Below are 16,469 nucleotides of genomic sequence, written 5' to 3' on the forward strand. Positions count from 1 at the left end.
ACTGATGTCGCTCCCACAGGAACGGGCGGGTCAGGGCGCGGGCGTCACCGGCGGCGCCACATCGCCGTCATCGGCGACGGCGCGGGTGATGAGGTGGGTGAGCGGGGTACCGTCGGCGTTGTGGTGGTACACGTGCAGGTCGCGTTGCGGGTACGGGATATTGAGGCCGTGGCCGATGATGTCGGTGCGCACCGCTTCGGTCAGCTGGCTGCGGGCATCGCCGAAGTCCTTGGTCTTCACCCAGGCTTGCAGGGTCAGATCGACGCTGCTTTCGCTCAATTTGCTCACGATGACCGCTGGAGCGGGATCGGCCAGCACCAGCGGGTTGGCCTGCGCCAGCGACAGCAGCACTTCCTTGGCCTGCTTCAGATCGTCGTCATAGCCCACGCCCACCAGGATATCGATGCGGCGTCGCGGCTTGGCGGTGAAGTTGATGATGGGGGCGGTGGTGATCATGCTGTTGGGCAGCACGATCAGGCGGTTGTCGAAGGTGCGCAGGCGGGTCTGGAAGATGCGCACTTCCTCGATCACACCCTCCAGTCCGGCGGCCTGCACATGGTCGCCGTCGCGGAAGGGGCGCAGCACGATCAGCATCACCCCGGAGGCGATGTTGGACAGCGAGTCCTTGAGCGCCAGGCCGACCGCCAGGCCGGCCGCGCCGACCACCGCCAGCACCGAGGTGGTGGGTACGCCGATCTTCTGCAGCGCGGCGATCAGCACCACCACCATCATCACCGCGTAGCAGACATTGCGCAGGAAGCCGGCGAGGGTTGCCTCGACCCCTCCGCGGGTCAGCGCGCGGTAGACGATCCGGCTGATCCATTTGGACAGCCAGTAGCCCAACAGGACAATGGCGGCGGCGATCGCCCAGTTGGTGAGCACCGCCACCCAGTCGATCGAACTCCAGTCGAACGCGCGGGTGGCGGGGGGCGTGGACGCCGCGGCGGGCGTCTTGGTGGGAAGGGTGATCAGGGCCATGCGGCCCGGATTATGCCGCTTTTCGCTTCGCCAGACGCAGCCAGGTATCGACCACGGTGTCAGGGTTCAGCGACACCGACTCGATGCCTTCCTGCATCAGCCATTCGGCCAGATCCGGATGGTCGGACGGACCCTGGCCGCAGATGCCGACGTACTTGCCCCTGGCGCGCGCGGCCTGGATGGCCATCGACAGCAGTTTCTTGACCGCCGGGTTCCGTTCGTCGAACAGGTTGGCGACGATGCTGGAATCGCGGTCCAGGCCCAGGGTCAGCTGGGTCAGGTCGTTGGAGCCAATCGAGAAGCCGTCGAAAATGTCCAGGAACTCGTCGGCCAGCAGGGCGTTCGAGGGTACCTCGCACATCATGATGATCTTCAGGCCCGGCTTGTCGGCAGTAGCGCCATCGCCCTGCTTGAGGCCGTGGCGGGCCAGCACTTCGACCACCTTGCGGCCTTCCTCCAGGGTGCGCACGAACGGGATCATCACCCACAGGTTGTCCAGGCCCATCTCGTCGCGGACCTTGCGCACCGCGCGGCACTCCAGCGCGAAGGCGGGCTCGAACGAGGCGTCGACGTAGCGGCTGGCGCCGCGGAAGCCTATCATCGGGTTCTCTTCATGCGGCTCGTAGCGGGTGCCGCCGATCAGGTTGGCGTATTCGTTGGACTTGAAATCCGACAGACGCACGATGACCGGGTTCGGCGCGACCGAAGCGGTGATGGTCGCGATGCCCTCGGCCAGGCGATCCACGTAGAAACTCACCGGATCCGCGTAGCCGGCCATCTTGGCGTCGATCTTGCGACGGGTTTCCAGATCCTGGCGGTCGTATTCCAGCAGCGCCAGCGGATGCACGCCGATGTGGCTGGCGATGATCATTTCCAGCCGGGCCAGGCCGATGCCGGCGTTGGGCAACTGGCCGAAGTCGAACGCGCGCTCCGGGTTGGCGACGTTCATCATGATCTTCAGCGGCGCCGGCGGCATGTTGTCCAGATCGGTCGTCGTGCGCTCGAAGGGCAGGGCGCCGTCGTAGATGAAACCGGTATCGCCCTCGGCGCAGCTGACCGTCACTTCCACGCCGTCGGCGATGCTGTCCAGCGCGTTGCCGGTGCCAACCACCGCCGGCACGCCCAGTTCGCGGGCGATGATCGCCGCGTGGCAGGTGCGGCCGCCGCGGTTGGTGACGATGGCCGAAGCGCGCTTCATCACCGGCTCCCAATCGGGGTCGGTCATGTCGGCGACCAGCACGTCGCCGGCCTGCACGCGGTTCATGTCATCCAGCGAGCGCACCACGCGGGCCACGCCGCTGCCGATTTTCTGGCCGATCGCGCGGCCCTCGGCGATGACCGTGCCGCGCTTTTCCAGCGCGTAGCGTTCGATCTGGGTGGCCTTGGCGCGCGACTTCACCGTCTCCGGACGGGCCTGCACGATGAACAGCTTGCCGCTGACGCCGTCCTTCGCCCATTCGATGTCCATCGGGCGGCCGTAGTGTTTTTCGATGACCAGCGCCTGCTTCGACAGCTCCTGCACGTCGGCATCGGAAATGGAGAACTTGCTCCGCAGTTCCGCCGGGGTGTCCTCGTTGCGCACGCGCTCGCCGGGCTTGTCCGAATAGACCATCCGGATCTGCTTGCTGCCCAGGGCGCGGCGCAGGATTGCCGGCTTGCCCTGCGCCAGGGTGGGCTTGTAGACGTAGAACTCGTCCGGATTCACCGCGCCCTGCACGACGTTCTCGCCCAGGCCGTAGCTGGCGGTGACGAACACCACCTCGCGGAAACCGGATTCGGTGTCCAGGGTGAACAGCACGCCGGAGGATCCCACGTCCGATCGCACCATCAACTGCACGCCGGCGGACAGGAACACGTCCTCGTGCTTGAAACCGTGGTGCACGCGGTAGGCGATGGCGCGATCGTTGTACAGCGAGGCGAAGACCTCCTTCACCTTGTGGACCACGTCATCGGCGCCGGTGACGTTGAGGAAGGTTTCCTGCTGGCCGGCGAAGCTGGCGTCGGGCAGATCCTCGGCGGTGGCGGAGGAGCGCACCGCGACCGCCACTTCGCCGCCGCCGTTTTCCGCGCACAGTTGCGCGTAGGCGGTGCGGATGTCCTGATCCAGGTCCGGTTGCAGCGGGGCGTCGATGACCCAGCCGCGAATCTCGCGACCGGCGGCGGTCAGCGCCGGCACGTCCTCGACATCCAGCGTGGCCAGCTTGTCGAAAATCCGCTTGGACAGGTCGTTGTGGGCGATGAACGCCTTGAACGCCTCGGCCGTGGTCGCGTAGCCGCCCGGCACGGACACGCCCAGGCCGGCCAGGTGGCCGATCATTTCGCCAAGCGAGGAATTCTTGCCGCCGACACGGGCAAGATCGGACAGGCGCAACGCATGCAGCCAGAGGATGTTCTCGTTCAAGCGTTAAGCTCCAAAGCTGACCGTGCGCCGCGCCGAGACCCTCGGCCGGGCCGTGTCCGTGGGGAAAGAGGCGATATGATGCTATGCAATACCAATTGCAGACAAGCTTGATCTGAAGGGGGTTTCATGATGAATCCGGACCAGCCCGGCCTGGTGACCCGGCCGGTGTTCTATGTCTCCGATGGTACCGGCATCACCGCCGAGACCATCGGTCACAGTCTGTTGACGCAGTTCACCGGTTTCCGCTTCCAGACCGACCGGATTTCCTTCGTCGACGACGAGGAAAAGGCCCGGGACGCGGCCGACCGCATCCGTCGGGCCGGGGTCGCGCTCGGGGCCCGGCCGATCGTGGTCAATTCCTGCGTGGATCCAGCCCTGAGCGGGGTGCTGGCCGAGAGTGGCGCCTTGATGCTGGACGTGTTCGCGCCGTTCATCGAGCCGCTGGAGCGCGAGCTGGGTACCCCCCGGCAATCGCGGGTGGGCCAGGCGCACGGCCTGGTCGACTTCGAGACCTATCATCGCCGCATCAACGCGATGAACTTCGCCCTGACCCACGACGACGGTATCGCGCTGGAATACGAGGAAGCCGATGTCATCCTGGTGGCGGTGTCGCGTGCCGGCAAGACGCCTACCTGCGTGTACCTGGCGCTGCACTATGGCGTGCGCGCGGCCAACTATCCGTTGACCGATCAGGATCTGGAAACCGATCGCCTGCCGCCGCGGCTGCGCCCGTACCGACGCAAGCTGTTCGGCCTGACCATCGATCCGGATCGCCTGCACCAGATACGGCAGGAACGGCGTCCCAATTCCCGTTATGCGCAGATGGATACCTGCAAGCGCGAGGTCGCCGCGGCCGAGGCGATGTTCCAGGTGGAGCGCATTCCCACCCTCAGCACCACCAACAAGTCGATCGAGGAAATCTCCAGCAAGGTGCTGTCCACGCTGGGGCTGCAGCGCGAGATGTTCTGAGGCGGGGAGGCGGGCCGGAAGGGGCCAGGACGCGCCGCGAAATTCCGGCGGCGGGAAACCTTAACTTAGGCTTCCCGGGCGATGCCGTCAATGCTGCCGCCGGCGCCGGCCAGCGTGTAGCATCGGCTCCATGCAACCTCCCGCCACCGACCGCCAGGCACGCATTCCCAAGCTCAGCCGCTTCGGCTGGCTGATGGCGCTGTATGCGGAAAACCACGTGCGGTTGATGCGGTTGTTCGCGCCGGACCACCTGACCGCGGGAACCTACATTTCCTCGGTCGGCGACGGCCTGGACGTGCGCCTGGAAGTGATCGAGACCCACCGCTACACGGTCGAGTTGCGGCTCACCTACGATCTGCGCGATCCGCTCACCGGCGAACCGGATCCATCCGCGTTCGTGCGCCTGTACCGCGATGCGCATCAGGCCGAGGCCACGCACTGCTACGTGGGCCGTCGCTGGCAAGACGTGATCGGGCTGTATCCGCCGCCGGCGGAAGTGATCAGCCACCGCATGCGCATGAATACGTTCCTCGGCAAATGGCTGGAATACCTGGCCGACCAGGGACATGGCGTGGCGACGTTGAAGGCGGTGGAAACCGCCGCGCTCGACGCGGCTTAGCCGCACATCGAAACCGATTCCTGCGCGGGCGAGCAGGTGGAGCGAGGCGGGATGAACGCTTGCGCGGGTAATGAATCACGAGTTGGACAACACGCATCCGCGTAGCAGGAACCAAGCGGGTTTCGTCAGCCCGTGCAGAATCTTTCCGTAGCCAGTTTCCCGTTATTCCGGCAACGCAAAAACAATCAGGGCCCGGTTTCCCGAGCCCTGATTGCTTCTTCAAAATTGGCGTCCCCACGGGGATTCGAACCCCGGTCGCCACCGTGAAAGGGTGATGTCCTAGGCCTCTAGACGATGGGGACGCGTTTGAAACTTTGCCGCTTGGATTTTTCTTTCCAGACGGCCTAATGCCTGGAAAGTTGGTGGAGCCAGCCGGGATCGAACCGGCGACCTCTTGCATGCCATGCAAGCGCTCTCCCAGCTGAGCTATGGCCCCACGCGGCGGGAGAAGCGAAATTGTAGGGGGGGCTTTGCCGACTTGCAAGCATCTGTGAAAAAAAAATTTCACGGTGGCGGATTCGGAACGCATCCGGTGGAATAGGGCGCTCGCAGAAACCGGCCGGACCGCAGCATCGTGAGGATTCAGTTCACCATCGCCGAATGGGCCGCCTGGGCGCCCGGGCTGGAAACCGCCGATGCCTGGCGGGCATGGGCGCGCCAGCCGTTTCCGCCCCACGGCGAGGGCACGCCGGCACTGGGCGAGGTGCCGCCAATGCAGCGGCGGCGAATCGATCGGTTGGGGCGGATGGCGATCCAGACCGCCTATTGGTGCCAGCGCGCGGAAGCGGAAGGCATTCCGTTCGTGTTCGCCTCGCGGCACGGCGACGTGGCCTGCTCGGTGGAATTGCTGGAATCGCTGAGCCGTCGCGAAACCCTTTCGCCCACCAGTTTCGGCCTTTCCGTGCACAACGCGATCGCGGCGCTGTATTCGATCGTGCGCGGCGAGCGTGGCAACTATCTGGCGCTCGCCGCCGGACACGCCACGCCGGAAGCGGCGCTGGTGGAGGCGGCGGGATTGCTCGGGGATGGCTCGCCCGAAGTGCTGGTGGTGGTCTACGACGCCGCGCTGCCCGAGGTCTATGCCGATTTCAGGGACGAACCGGATCCTTTCCATGCCTGGTGCTGGCGGGTCGCGCCGACGGATCGCGGTGACGGCATCGCCGTGGGCCTAGGCTGCGGCGCAGCGACAGCGGAGGCCGGCGAACCGGAACCCGCGAATCTGCCGCACAGCCTGGATGTGTTGCGGTTCCTGCTGGCCGGTTCCGGCACGCTGCGGCATGTGGCGGATGGGCGGCAATGGGAGTGGCACCACGGTGGGTGACCGCCTGGACCACCTGTGGCGGGTATTCGGGACCGGCCTCAGTTTCCTGGCCTTCGGCGTCGGCGGGCTGGTGCTGAGGGTGTTGGTGTTCCCGCCGATGCAATGGTTCGTGCGCGACCCGTCGCGCCGGCGGCGGCTGGTCCGGCGCACCGTACAGCGCAGTTTCGCCGCGCACGTGGAACTGATGCGCCGGTTGGGCCTGTTGACTTACGAAGTCCGCCACCACGAGCGCCTGCAACGCGATGGCCTGCTGATCCTGGCCAATCATCCGACCCTGATCGACGTGGTGTTCCTGGTCTCGCTGCTGCCCAACGCCGATTGCGTGGTGAAGTCGGCGGTGGCGCGCAATCCGTTCATGCGCGGGCCGGTCCGGGCCGCGGGTTACGTATCCAACGACGATGGCGCCGGGCTGGTGGATGATTGCATCGCGGCGGTGAAGGCGGGCGGCAACCTGGTGATTTTTCCGGAGGGCACCCGGACCGTGCGCGGGCAACCGCCGAAGCTGCAGCGCGGGGCCGCCAACATCGCCGTCCGCGGCCGCCTGGACATCACGCCGGTAAGGCTGAGCTGCACGCCGATGACGCTGGGGAAAGGGGAGAAATGGTATCGTGTGCCCACGCGCCGGTTCCATGTGGTGGTGGACGTTCAGGAAGACCTGCCGATCGCACGGTTCCTGAACGCCGCCGAGTCCGGAACCGGAGGGGACGCGGCAGCCGCCAGGCGGCTCACCGATTATTTGACGCATTATTTTTCTGGAGAGGAAACGCGTGCAGGCACTTGAGCACGAGATCAAGGAATTGATCATCGCCGCCCTGTCCCTCGAGGACATTGGTCCCGATGACATCGACACGGCGGCGCCGCTGTTCGTCGAGGGACTGGGGCTGGATTCGATCGACGCGCTGGAACTGGGCCTGGCCTTGCAGAAGCGCTACGGCGTCAGCCTGTCGGCGGACTCGCAGGAAACCCGCAAGCATTTTTCCAGCGTGCGCGCGCTGGCCGAGTTCGTTGCGTCGCAGCGGGCGGCGTGAAGGGCGCGGCGAGGGGATTGAAATGACCAAGAACGAACTATTCGACCGGATCGCCACGATCCTGCACGACACCTTCGAAATCGATCCGGCGAAGATCACGCCGGAATCGCGCCTGTACGACGACCTGGACATCGACAGCATCGACGCGGTCGATCTGATCGTCCAGCTCAAGCCGCTGCTGGGCCGCAACCTGCAACCGGACGCGTTCAAGACCGTCCGCACGGTGCAGGACGTCGTCGACGTGCTGTATGGCCTGATCCGCGACCAAGCCGCCTGATCAAGGCGCGGCGCGCTCATGGCGAACCGGGTCCGCGCGGCATTGTTCATTGCCCTGTCGCTGGCCTATCCGCTGGTCGTCTACCTGGCGCTGGGCCGGTTCGAGCCGCGCTGGCTGGCACTGCTGCTGATGGCGCTGGCGCTGCTGCGCGCGCTGGCGACCCGCCAGCCAGTGTGGCTGGCGGCGGCGGGCGGGGCGGCGGTCCTGGCCGCGCTGACCACGGTGTTCAACGATGCGCTGCCGCTGAAGCTGTATCCGGCGCTGGTCAACGCGGTGATGCTGGTGGTGTTCGCGGTGAGCCTGCGCTTCCCGCCCACGGTGGTGGAGCGGATCGCCCGCGTGAGCGAGCCGGATCTGCCGGCGCGCGCGGTCGTCTATACCCGCCGGGTCACCCAGGTGTGGTGCGTGTTCTTCATCTTCAATGGCGCACTGGCGCTGGCAACGGCTCTATGGACCACCGATCGCGTCTGGGCGCTCTACAACGGCGGCATCGCCTACCTGTTGATGGGCGCCTTGTTCGCCGGCGAGTGGCTGGTGCGGCAGCGCGTGCGGGCGGCGCACCGGCATGAGTGAGTGGTTGCCGCTGGACCGCGTCGCGGTCGATGCCCGGATGGGACGGTGGGTCGGGCCGGACTGCGACCACCCGGCGTTCCGGGCCCGGGTACTGGCCTGGCGGGCGGCGTTCGCCGGGGCCGGGGGGCATGACTGGGCGCTGTACTTCGAGGACGCGACGGCCTTCGCCGCGGCCCTGTTCGGCGCCTGGCACGCCGGCAAGCGGGTATTCCTGTGCGCCGACAACCTGCCGGCCACCCGTGAACGGCTGGCTGGGCAGGTCGATGGCTTTGCAGGCGACTTCCCCGATGGCGGCCTGGCGCCGGCCGGCATGGTGCCGGAAGCGGGCCTCGCGCCGCTGGACGAGGCCGCAACCCGGTTGCTGGTGTTCACCTCCGGCAGCACCGGCGAGCCGGTCGCCATCGAGAAGCGGCTGGATCAGCTGGCGCGGGAGGTGGAAGCGCTGGAAGCCGCTTTCGGCGCGGACCTCGGCGCGGCGACGGTGCATGGCACGGTGTCCCACCAGCACATCTACGGGCTGCTGTTCCGCGTGCTGTGGCCGCTGGCCGCCGGCCGGCCGATCGCGCCGCGCACCTTCTTCCACGAGGACCTGCTGGCCGCCCTGGCCGGACAGACGGCGTTGCTGGTGGCCAGCCCGGCGCACCTGAAGCGGCTGCCGCAGCAACTGGACTGGGCCTCGCTGGGCGGGCGATTGCGGGCGGTGTTCTCTTCCGGTGGCGCCTTGCCGGCCGAGGCCGCGCTGGAAGCCCGCCGCCGGCTGGGCGTGGCGCCGACCGAAATCTACGGCAGCAGCGAAACCGGCGGCATCGCATGGCGGCGCTGGGACGACGAGCAACCGGCCTGGCGCGCGTTGCCCGGGGTGACCTGGCGGGTCCAGGACGAACGCCTGCAGGTGCGCTCGCCGCATCTGGCGCAGGCGCAGGAGTGGTGGACCAGCGAGGACCGGGTACGCGCCGACGGAGACGGCTTCCGCCTGCTGGGGCGCGCGGATCGCATCGTCAAGATCGAGGAGCGCCGGGTGTCGCTGGACGGCCTGGAGCGCGACATCGCCGCCCATCCGCAGGTCGCCGAAGCCCGCGTCTGCGTGCTGCCCGGCGCACGCGACGCGCTGGTGGCGGTGGTGGTGCCCAACGAGACCGGCTGGGACTACCTGCGCGGGCATGGTCGCCGCGCGCTCTCGCAGCAGTTGTCGCAACATCTGGCCGGGCGCCATGACGCGGTCGTGCGTCCACGCCGTTGGCGTTACGCGGTCGCCCTGCCGGTCAATCCGCAGGGCAAGGTCACCGAGCGGGCGCTGACCGCGCTGTTCCGGCCGGAACGTCCGGAACCGCACTGGCGGGTACGCGAACCGCTGGCGGCCGAACTGGAACTGGATCTGGACGCTGATCTGGCGGTATTCGACGGTCATTTCCCCCAAGCCACCATCCTGCCGGGGGTCGCTCAGCTCGACTGGGCGATCCGCTTCGGCCGGGAGGCCTTTCCATTGCCGCCCCGGTTCCTGCGCATGGAAGCCCTGAAGTTCCAGCGCGTCGCGCGTCCGGGCGATCGCATCCGCCTGCACCTGCAATGGGCGGCGGAAAAATCGACGCTGGCATTCCAGTACACCTCCGCGCATGGTCCGCATGCCAGTGGCCGGGTCGTGTTCGCGGCGCAGGAAGGGCGCTGAGCCATGTCGGCCGATCGCTTGATGGTGATCATCCCGGTGTTCGATCACGAACACGCGATTGGCGCGATGGTCACCGGCGTGCTCGCTTCCGGTTTGGACTGCCTGCTGGTGGACGACGGATCCGGCCCGGCCTGCGCACGGGTGCTGGATGCGTTGGCCGATGCGCATGCGCCGCGCGTGCGGCTGCTGCGGCTGGCGCACAACCAGGGCAAGGGCGGGGCGGTGATGGCGGGGTTCCGCGAAGCCGCGCGGCTGGGCGCCAGCCACGCATTGCAGATCGACGCCGACGGTCAGCACGATCCCGCCGACATTCCGCGTTTCGCCGAAGCGTCGCGGCAGCGACCGCAGGCGATCATCTGCGGCGTGCCCGAATACGACGAAAGCGTGCCCAAAGGACGGCTGTATGGCCGCTACCTGACCCACGTCTGGGTCTGGATCAACACGCTGTCGTTCGCCATCCGCGATTCGATGTGCGGCTTCCGCGTCTATCCGCTGGCGCCGGTGCTGGCGCTGATGGCGCAGGAGCCGATTGGCCGGCGGATGGATTTCGATATCGAGATCATCGTGCGGCTGTTCTGGCGCGGCGTGGCGGTGATCAACCTGCCGACCCGGGTGACCTATCCCAGCGACGGCGTCTCGCATTTCGATGTCTGGCGCGACAACGTCCGGATCAGCCGCATGCACGCGCGCCTGTTCTTCGGCATGCTGCGGCGCCTGCCGCGCTGGCTGCTGCGTGGACGGGCGGTGCCCGCGTGAGCGCCGCCGGACAGCCGCACTGGGCCGACATCGCCGAGTCCACCTCGGTGGCCGGCGTGCGCTTCCTGTGCGGCGTGCACCGCTGGCTCGGGCGCTGGCCGTTCCGGCTGTGCGCCTATCCGGTCGTGTTCTTCCACTGGCTGGGCAACGCCACCGCGCGTGCGGCGTCGCTGCAGTACCTGCGCCGGCTGCACGCGCACGATCGCGGCGTGTTCGGAGGCGAACCGGGTGCATGGCACAGCCTGCGCCATTTCTTCATGTTCGCCGAGACCCTGCTGGACAAGATCCTGGCGATGGGCCACCGCTATCCCGAACAGCAAGTGATCACCCATCGCGACGTGATGATGGCGATGGTCGCGCAGCGCCGCGGCGGGCTGATCATCACCGCCCACATCGGCTGCCTGGAACTGTGCCAGGCACTGGCCGACCGGGTGCCGGGTTTCCGCCTGACCGCGCTGGTGCATACCGCGCACGCCGCCCGCTTCAACCGCCTGCTGGATCGGCTGGACCCGGCCAACGGCGTGCGCCTGATGCAGGTGACCGAGTTGGGGCCGGCCACCGCCACGGTGCTGGCCGAACGCATTGCCGCCGGCGAGTTCGTCGCCATCGCCGGGGACCGGGTGCCCCTGCAGGGCGGGCGCAGCGTGCGGGTACCGTTCCTGGGCCATCCGGCGCCGTTCCCGATTGGCGCCTATGCACTGGCCTCGGCGCTGGGCTGCCCGGTGTTCACGATGGCTTGCACCCACGCCGGCGATGGTTACGAAGTGCGCTTCGAACCCTTTGCCGAAAACATCCGCCTGCCGCGCGGCTCGCGCGACGCGGCGCTGGCCGAACACGCCGGGCGGTTCGCACAATGGCTGGAGCGCCAGTTGGTCGGCGCGCCTTACGACTGGTTCAATTTCTTTCCCTTCTGGGATCAGGTTCCGCATGACGCTTCCCCACGAGACTGATGCCGGCGCGGTCCGGTTCGGCGATGCCCCGCTGCGCATCGAGGACGTGACGGCGCTGGCGCGCCGGCAACGCGAGGCGCGCCTGTCCGACGACGCCGGTTTCCGCGCAAGGATCGCGCGCGGCGCCGACTTCCTGGATCGGGTGCTGCGCGAGGACGGCGTCATCTACGGCGTAACCACCGGTTACGGCGATTCCTGCACGGTCAACATTCCGCCGGAACTGGTCGCCGAACTGCCGCACCACCTCTACACCTACCATGGCTGTGGACTGGGCCGGTTCCTTGACGCCGGCGAGACCCGCGCGGTCCTCGCGGCGCGGCTGGCATCGCTGGCGCGCGGCATGTCCGGCGTCAGCCAGGGGCTGCTCGACGGACTGGAGAACCTGCTCCGGCACGACGTGCTGCCGCTGATTCCGGCCGAAGGCTCGGTGGGCGCGAGCGGTGACCTGACTCCGCTGTCCTACGTGGCGGCGGTGCTGTGCGGTGAACGCGACGTCATCCACGCCGGCGTGCGCCGGCCCGCGGCCGAAGCGTTGGCGGAGATCGGCATGACCCCGCTCAAGCTGCGGCCGAAGGAAGGCCTGGCCATCATGAACGGCACCGCGGTGATGACCGCGCTGGCCTGCCTGGCCTGGGAGCGCGCCGACTACCTGGGCCGGCTGGCGACCCGGCTGACCGCGTTCAATGTGCTGGCCAGCGACGGCAACGCGCACCATTTCGACCAGGTGCTGTTCGACGCCAAGCCGCATCCGGGCCAGTCGCGGACCGCCGCGCGCCTGCGCCAGGATCTGCACAGCGATCGTCCGCCACGCAACGAGCAGCGCCTGCAGGACCGCTATTCGCTGCGTTGCGCGCCGCACGTGATCGGCGTGCTGGAAGATGCGCTGCCGTTCTTCCGCCAGTTGATCGAAACCGAGCTCAACAGCGCTAACGACAATCCGCTGATCGATCCCGAACGCGGCCAGATCCTGCATGGCGGGCATTTCTACGGTGGCCACATCGCTTTCGCGATGGACGCGATGAAGAACGCGGTCGCCAACCTGGCCGATCTGCTGGATCGCCAGCTGGCGCTGCTGGTGGACACCCGCTTCAATCACGGCCTGCCATCCAACCTGTCCGCCGCGACCGGCCCGCGCGCGGCCATCAACCACGGCCTGAAGGCCTTGCAGATCAGCGTGTCCGCGTGGACCGCCGAAGCGCTCAAGCTGACCATGCCGGCCTCGGTGTTCTCGCGCTCGACCGAATGCCACAACCAGGACAAGGTCAGCATGGGCACGATCGCCGCCCGCGACTGCCTGCGCGTGATCACCCTGACCGAACAGGTGGTCGCGGCCATGCTGATCGCCGCCCGCCAGGCGGTGGAACTGCGCGCGCGCGCCGGTGGTTCGGCCGTGTTCGGCGAGCAGGCGGCGGCGATGTACGCGGATCTGCGCGGCCGCATCGCCCTGGTCGTGGAGGACCGCGCGCTGGACAACGAGTTGCGCGCGCTGTGCGAGGACGTGCGCGAGCGGCGCTGGGGCCTGTATGCCGACGCCTGACCTGTCCTGCGAGATCGCGCTGTCGCCGGCCTTCCACGACTGCGATCCGATGCAGGTGGTCTGGCATGGCAATTATTTCAAGTTCCTGGAAATCGCCCGCTGCACGCTGCTGCAACGGTTCGACTACGACTATCCGCAGATGCAGGCTTCCGGTTTCCTGTGGCCGGTGGTGGATGCGCGCATCAAGTACATCCGTCCCCTGCGCTACGCGCAGCCGCTGGTGGTACGCGCGGAAATCGTGGAGTGGGAGAACCGGCTGAAGCTGGAGTACGTGATCCGCGATGCCGAATCCGAACAGGTCCTGACTCGCGCCCACACCCTCCAGGTGGCGGTCGAGGCGGCTTCAGGCGAGATGCTCTATGTGTGTCCGCCGGTGCTGTGGGAACGGCTGGGAGTGCAGGTTGAATGAAACGTAGGTCGAGCTTCCTGTTGTCGTCGATGCTGGCGCTGGCCGCGGTTCTGTGGTTGCCGTCCGTCCGCGCCGCGGACGATCTGGCGGTGATCCAGCAGCGCGTCGCCCAGGTCGAAGTGCTGCGCGGCCAGTTCGAACAGGAAAAGCGCATCACCGGCTTCAAGAACCCGCTGCGCTCGCAGGGCCGGTTCGTGGTGGCGCGGCAGAAAGGCGTGATCTGGGCGACGGAAAAGCCGTTCCCGTCCGAGATGGTGATCACCCGCGATCGCATCCTCAGCCGCCAGCGCGACGGCAGCCAGCGGGTCGAGGTGGACGGCCGCGAACAGCCGGCCCTGCGCTCGGTCAACGCGATGATGTTCGCGCTGGTCAGCGGCGATGTCGCCGCGCTGTCCTCGCGTTTCGAAACCCAGGTGCAGGCGTTGCCGGACAACGGCTGGCGGCTGGGCCTGAAACCGCGTTCGGCGGCGCTGGCCAAGGCGTTCGCGCGTATCGAGCTGAGCGGCGATCGCTACGTCCGCGAGGTGCGGATCGAGGAAGCCAACGGGGACAGCACGCTGTTGCGGTTTTCCGCGCTGAAGGACACGCCGGCCACGCTGGCGGCGGACGAGGCGCGCCGCTTTGACTGAAGGCCTGGACGCGCGGGATCGCCGCTGGCGCGCGGGCTGGCGCTGGCTGGCCCTGCTGTGGCTGCTCGTGGTGGCCGCGGTCGCGGCGCACCAGTGGCGGTTCTGGCAGCATCCGCCGATCGACAGCGACATCCTGGCGCTGTTGCCGCGCGATGCCGACGATCGCGTGCTGGCCGATGCCACCGAGCGCATCGCCGATGCCGGCGCGCGCCAGATTGTGGTGTTGCTGGGCGCGGCCACGCCGGAGCAGGCGCGCCGGGCCGAGGCGGCGTTCCGGCGCTCCCTGGCCGGCGAGGACACGGCGCGGTTGCCGTTTGCCGCGGCCGACAACGCCGCCGACTGGTTTCCGCAGGCGCAGGCCTTCTACGCACCGTATCGCGATCGCCTGTTGACGCCCGGACAGCGCGGGCAATTGACGAGCACCGGAGTCGGCACCTTCGCCGAGCAAGCGCTAGCCGCGCTGTACGGACCCATGGGCGCACCCCGGTTGACCGAATGGCGACAGGACCCGCTCGGCCTGTGGCCGCAATGGTGGCAGGCGCGTGCGCAGGCGTCGGGGCTGCGCGTGGGCGAGGACGGCCTGCTGGAGAAGGACGGCCTGCACTGGAGCGTGCTCACCTTCCAGACCCGCGCCTCGGCGTTCCGGCTCGATGGCGAACGCATCATCCAGGACGCGCTGGATCGCGCTGGCGCAGCCGCGCGCACGGCCGAGCCCTCGGTGCGGGTGCTGCGCGCGGGCGTGCCGCTGCATGCCGAGGCGGCGGCGGTGCAGGCCAACCGCGAAATCAACACCATCGGCTGGGGCTCGCTGGCGGCGGTGTTGCTGCTGGTGTGGCTGGCGTTCCGTTCGCTGCGTCCGATCCTGCTGGTGGCCGCGTCGCTGATCATCGGTTGCGCGACCGCGCTGTCGGTGACCGCGCTGGTATTCGGCCAGGTCCACCTGCTGACCCTGATTTTCGGCGCCAGCCTGGTCGGCGTGGCCGAGGACTACGGCATCCACTGGTTCGCCTCGCGCCAGGGCGTGGCGGCGGAACGACGCTGGGCGTTGCTGCGCCACCTGTTGCCGGGCCTGTGGCTGGCGCTGGCGACCAGCGCGCTGGCCTATCTGGCGCTGGGATTGGCGCCGTTCCCGGGCCTGCGGCAGATGGCGCTGTTCTCGGTGGTCGGATTGACCGGCGCGTTCCTGACGGTGATCTGTCTGTTCCCCTGGCTCGATGGCGGCCAGGTGCGCGACACGCGTTTCTCGCAGGCGATTGGCCGGTCGCTGGAACGCTGGCCGCGCGCCGTTCGCAGCCGTGGCTGGATCGTGGCGGGTGCGGTGCTGGCGGTGGTGCTGGTCGCCGGCCTGCTACGCGTGCGCGGTAATGACGACCTGCGCAGCCTGCAATCCTCACCGCCGGCGGTGATGGCCCAGCAGATCGAAGTGGGGCGGCTGCTGGGGATGCCCAGTCCGGCGCAGTTCTTCCTGATCCGCGCCGGCGATGCCGAGACGCTGCTACAACGCGAGGAAGCATTGACCGCACGCCTGCGCAAGCTGGAAACCGATGGTCGCATCGGCGGCTACCGCGCCATCAGCGACTGGTTGCCGTCGCAGCGACGGCAACAGGCCGATGCCGCGTTGAGCGGGCGGGTGGAAAGCGCGGTGATGGCGCAGGTCGGGCAGGTGCTGGGCGAATCGCTGGCGCGACCGGATTTCAGCGCCACGGCCTTGCGACCCGAGGCATGGCTGGCCTCACCGGTGTCCGCGCCGTTCCGCCACCAGTGGCTGGGGCAGGTGGGCGGACAATTGGCCAGTGTGGTCCTGATAGACGATCTGGGGCGCGAAGGCGCGCTGGCGTTGCTGGAACAACAGGCCGCGCAACTGCCCGGGGTGCGCTGGGTCGATCGCACCGCCGACTTCTCGCGGCTGCTGCGCCATTACCGCCACCTGATGAGTGGTCTGCTGCTGGCCGGTGCGGTGCTGGTGTATGCGTTGCTGTGGTGGCGCTACCGCGCCGGTGCCTGGCGGGTGATGTTGCCGACCCTGCTGGCCGGCGCGTTGACCGTGGCGCTGCTGGGGCTGGCCGGGCAGCCGCTGCAACTGTTCAACGTGCTGGCCCTGCTGCTGTTGCTGGGCATGGGCATCGACTACGGCATCTTCCTGACCGAACACCGCGGCGACGCCAGTGCCTGGATGGCGGTGTGCATCGGCGCGGCCAGCACCTGGCTGTCGTTCGGGCTGCTGGCGCTGTCGGCGACACCGGCGTTGCGCGCGTTCGGCCTCACCCTGCTGCTGGGCATCGGCCTGGTCTGGCTGGTTTCACCGTTGTTCCGCCCATCGGCGGCTTCCCCGTCCCCTCAAGAGCACGAGTAGCAA

The 16,469-nt window shown here is 68.0% G+C and carries 16 protein-coding genes and 2 tRNA genes; 14 read left to right on the forward strand and 4 right to left on the reverse strand.

All coding sequences use genetic code 11. From position 1 onward, the window contains the following. Positions 1 to 30: 30 nt before the first annotated feature. Both FG323_RS01710 and ppsA read right to left on the reverse strand, forming a co-directional pair. The gene (locus FG323_RS01710; RefSeq protein ID WP_141452709.1) at positions 31 to 978 is read right to left on the reverse strand and encodes a mechanosensitive ion channel domain-containing protein; all 948 of its coding nucleotides are present in this window, start codon (positions 976 to 978) and stop codon (positions 31 to 33) included. Between the two features lie 10 nt (positions 979 to 988). Next, a complete protein-coding gene (gene ppsA, locus FG323_RS01715; protein ID WP_141452710.1) occupies positions 989 to 3,379 on the reverse strand; it encodes a phosphoenolpyruvate synthase in 2,391 nt (796 codons plus the stop codon). A 129-nt stretch (positions 3,380 to 3,508) separates the two neighbouring features. On the opposite strand from ppsA, the gene FG323_RS01720 reads away from it, so the two are divergent. Together FG323_RS01720 and FG323_RS01725 are read left to right on the forward strand one after the other, a co-directional pair. After that, positions 3,509 to 4,348, forward strand: a complete 840-nt coding sequence (locus tag FG323_RS01720; RefSeq protein ID WP_141452868.1) for a pyruvate, water dikinase regulatory protein — start codon at positions 3,509 to 3,511, stop codon at positions 4,346 to 4,348. 130 nt (positions 4,349 to 4,478) lie between these two features. Then, a complete protein-coding gene (locus FG323_RS01725) occupies positions 4,479 to 4,967 on the forward strand; it encodes a DUF1249 domain-containing protein (protein ID WP_141452711.1) in 489 nt (162 codons plus the stop codon). A 226-nt stretch (positions 4,968 to 5,193) separates the two neighbouring features. On the opposite strand, the gene FG323_RS01730 is transcribed toward FG323_RS01725, so the two are convergent. Continuing rightward, positions 5,194 to 5,269 (reverse strand) — tRNA-Glu (locus FG323_RS01730). A gap of 58 nt (positions 5,270 to 5,327) precedes the next feature. Beyond that, positions 5,328 to 5,403, reverse strand: a tRNA-Ala gene (locus tag FG323_RS01735). 138 nt (positions 5,404 to 5,541) lie between these two features. On the opposite strand from FG323_RS01735, the gene FG323_RS01740 reads away from it, so the two are divergent. Genes FG323_RS01740 through FG323_RS01790 form a run of 12 tightly spaced genes read left to right on the forward strand, consistent with a single transcriptional unit; the run spans position 5,542 to position 16,466 of the window. Next, entirely contained in the window at positions 5,542 to 6,288 is a 747-nt protein-coding gene (locus FG323_RS01740; protein ID WP_249887933.1) for a beta-ketoacyl synthase chain length factor, read from the forward strand. After that, positions 6,254 to 7,069, forward strand: a complete 816-nt coding sequence (locus FG323_RS01745; RefSeq protein ID WP_141452869.1) for a lysophospholipid acyltransferase family protein — start codon at positions 6,254 to 6,256, stop codon at positions 7,067 to 7,069. The genes FG323_RS01740 and FG323_RS01745 overlap by 35 nt, the downstream gene beginning before the upstream one ends. Then, positions 7,056 to 7,316 (forward strand): phosphopantetheine-binding protein, encoded by a 261-nt coding sequence (locus FG323_RS01750; protein ID WP_141452712.1) that lies wholly within the window; start codon positions 7,056 to 7,058, stop codon positions 7,314 to 7,316. The genes FG323_RS01745 and FG323_RS01750 overlap by 14 nt, the downstream gene beginning before the upstream one ends. 22 nt (positions 7,317 to 7,338) lie before the next feature. Then, complete coding sequence (locus FG323_RS01755; RefSeq protein ID WP_141452713.1) at positions 7,339 to 7,593, forward strand: acyl carrier protein; 255 nt, start codon at positions 7,339 to 7,341, stop codon at positions 7,591 to 7,593. An 18-nt stretch (positions 7,594 to 7,611) separates the two neighbouring features. Beyond that, entirely contained in the window at positions 7,612 to 8,166 is a 555-nt protein-coding gene (locus tag FG323_RS01760) for a hypothetical protein (protein ID WP_141452714.1), read from the forward strand. Further along, positions 8,159 to 9,832 carry an AMP-binding protein gene (locus FG323_RS01765; protein WP_141452715.1) on the forward strand — a complete coding sequence of 558 codons (1,674 nt, stop codon included), beginning with the start codon at positions 8,159 to 8,161 and terminating at the stop codon, positions 9,830 to 9,832. Before FG323_RS01760 ends, FG323_RS01765 begins: the two co-directional genes overlap by 8 nt. Before the next feature lie 3 nt (positions 9,833 to 9,835). Beyond that, positions 9,836 to 10,588 carry a glycosyltransferase family 2 protein gene (locus tag FG323_RS19580; RefSeq protein ID WP_181444049.1) on the forward strand — a complete coding sequence of 251 codons (753 nt, stop codon included), beginning with the start codon at positions 9,836 to 9,838 and terminating at the stop codon, positions 10,586 to 10,588. Next, entirely contained in the window at positions 10,585 to 11,538 is a 954-nt protein-coding gene (locus FG323_RS19585; RefSeq protein WP_181444050.1) for an acyltransferase, read from the forward strand. Before FG323_RS19580 ends, FG323_RS19585 begins: the two co-directional genes overlap by 4 nt. Next, the gene (locus FG323_RS01775) at positions 11,516 to 13,075 is read left to right on the forward strand and encodes an aromatic amino acid ammonia-lyase (protein WP_141452717.1); all 1,560 of its coding nucleotides are present in this window, start codon (positions 11,516 to 11,518) and stop codon (positions 13,073 to 13,075) included. Before FG323_RS19585 ends, FG323_RS01775 begins: the two co-directional genes overlap by 23 nt. Further along, positions 13,062 to 13,484 carry an acyl-CoA thioesterase gene (locus FG323_RS01780; protein ID WP_141452718.1) on the forward strand — a complete coding sequence of 141 codons (423 nt, stop codon included), beginning with the start codon at positions 13,062 to 13,064 and terminating at the stop codon, positions 13,482 to 13,484. Before FG323_RS01775 ends, FG323_RS01780 begins: the two co-directional genes overlap by 14 nt. Continuing rightward, complete coding sequence (locus FG323_RS01785) at positions 13,481 to 14,113, forward strand: outer membrane lipoprotein carrier protein LolA (protein WP_141452719.1); 633 nt, start codon at positions 13,481 to 13,483, stop codon at positions 14,111 to 14,113. Before FG323_RS01780 ends, FG323_RS01785 begins: the two co-directional genes overlap by 4 nt. Further along, positions 14,106 to 16,466 carry a hypothetical protein gene (locus tag FG323_RS01790; RefSeq protein WP_141452720.1) on the forward strand — a complete coding sequence of 787 codons (2,361 nt, stop codon included), beginning with the start codon at positions 14,106 to 14,108 and terminating at the stop codon, positions 16,464 to 16,466. Before FG323_RS01785 ends, FG323_RS01790 begins: the two co-directional genes overlap by 8 nt. Positions 16,467 to 16,469: the final 3 nt, after the last annotated feature.

Source organism: Pseudoxanthomonas sp. z9, assembly GCF_006542425.1.
Classification (GTDB): domain Bacteria; phylum Pseudomonadota; class Gammaproteobacteria; order Xanthomonadales; family Xanthomonadaceae; genus Pseudoxanthomonas_A.

Coding starts and splice junctions, on each gene's coding strand:
- FG323_RS01710 (WP_141452709.1), bottom strand. CDS start 978: ATGGCCCTGATCACCCTTCCCACCAAGACGCCCGCCGCGGCGTCCACG.
- FG323_RS01720 (WP_141452868.1), top strand. CDS start 3,509: ATGAATCCGGACCAGCCCGGCCTGGTGACCCGGCCGGTGTTCTATGTC.
- FG323_RS01725 (WP_141452711.1), top strand. CDS start 4,479: ATGCAACCTCCCGCCACCGACCGCCAGGCACGCATTCCCAAGCTCAGC.
- FG323_RS01745 (WP_141452869.1), top strand. CDS start 6,254: ATGGGCGGCAATGGGAGTGGCACCACGGTGGGTGACCGCCTGGACCAC.
- FG323_RS01755 (WP_141452713.1), top strand. CDS start 7,339: ATGACCAAGAACGAACTATTCGACCGGATCGCCACGATCCTGCACGAC.
- FG323_RS01760 (WP_141452714.1), top strand. CDS start 7,612: ATGGCGAACCGGGTCCGCGCGGCATTGTTCATTGCCCTGTCGCTGGCC.
- FG323_RS01765 (WP_141452715.1), top strand. CDS start 8,159: ATGAGTGAGTGGTTGCCGCTGGACCGCGTCGCGGTCGATGCCCGGATG.
- FG323_RS19580 (WP_181444049.1), top strand. CDS start 9,836: ATGTCGGCCGATCGCTTGATGGTGATCATCCCGGTGTTCGATCACGAA.
- FG323_RS01775 (WP_141452717.1), top strand. CDS start 11,516: ATGACGCTTCCCCACGAGACTGATGCCGGCGCGGTCCGGTTCGGCGAT.
- FG323_RS01780 (WP_141452718.1), top strand. CDS start 13,062: ATGCCGACGCCTGACCTGTCCTGCGAGATCGCGCTGTCGCCGGCCTTC.
- FG323_RS01785 (WP_141452719.1), top strand. CDS start 13,481: ATGAAACGTAGGTCGAGCTTCCTGTTGTCGTCGATGCTGGCGCTGGCC.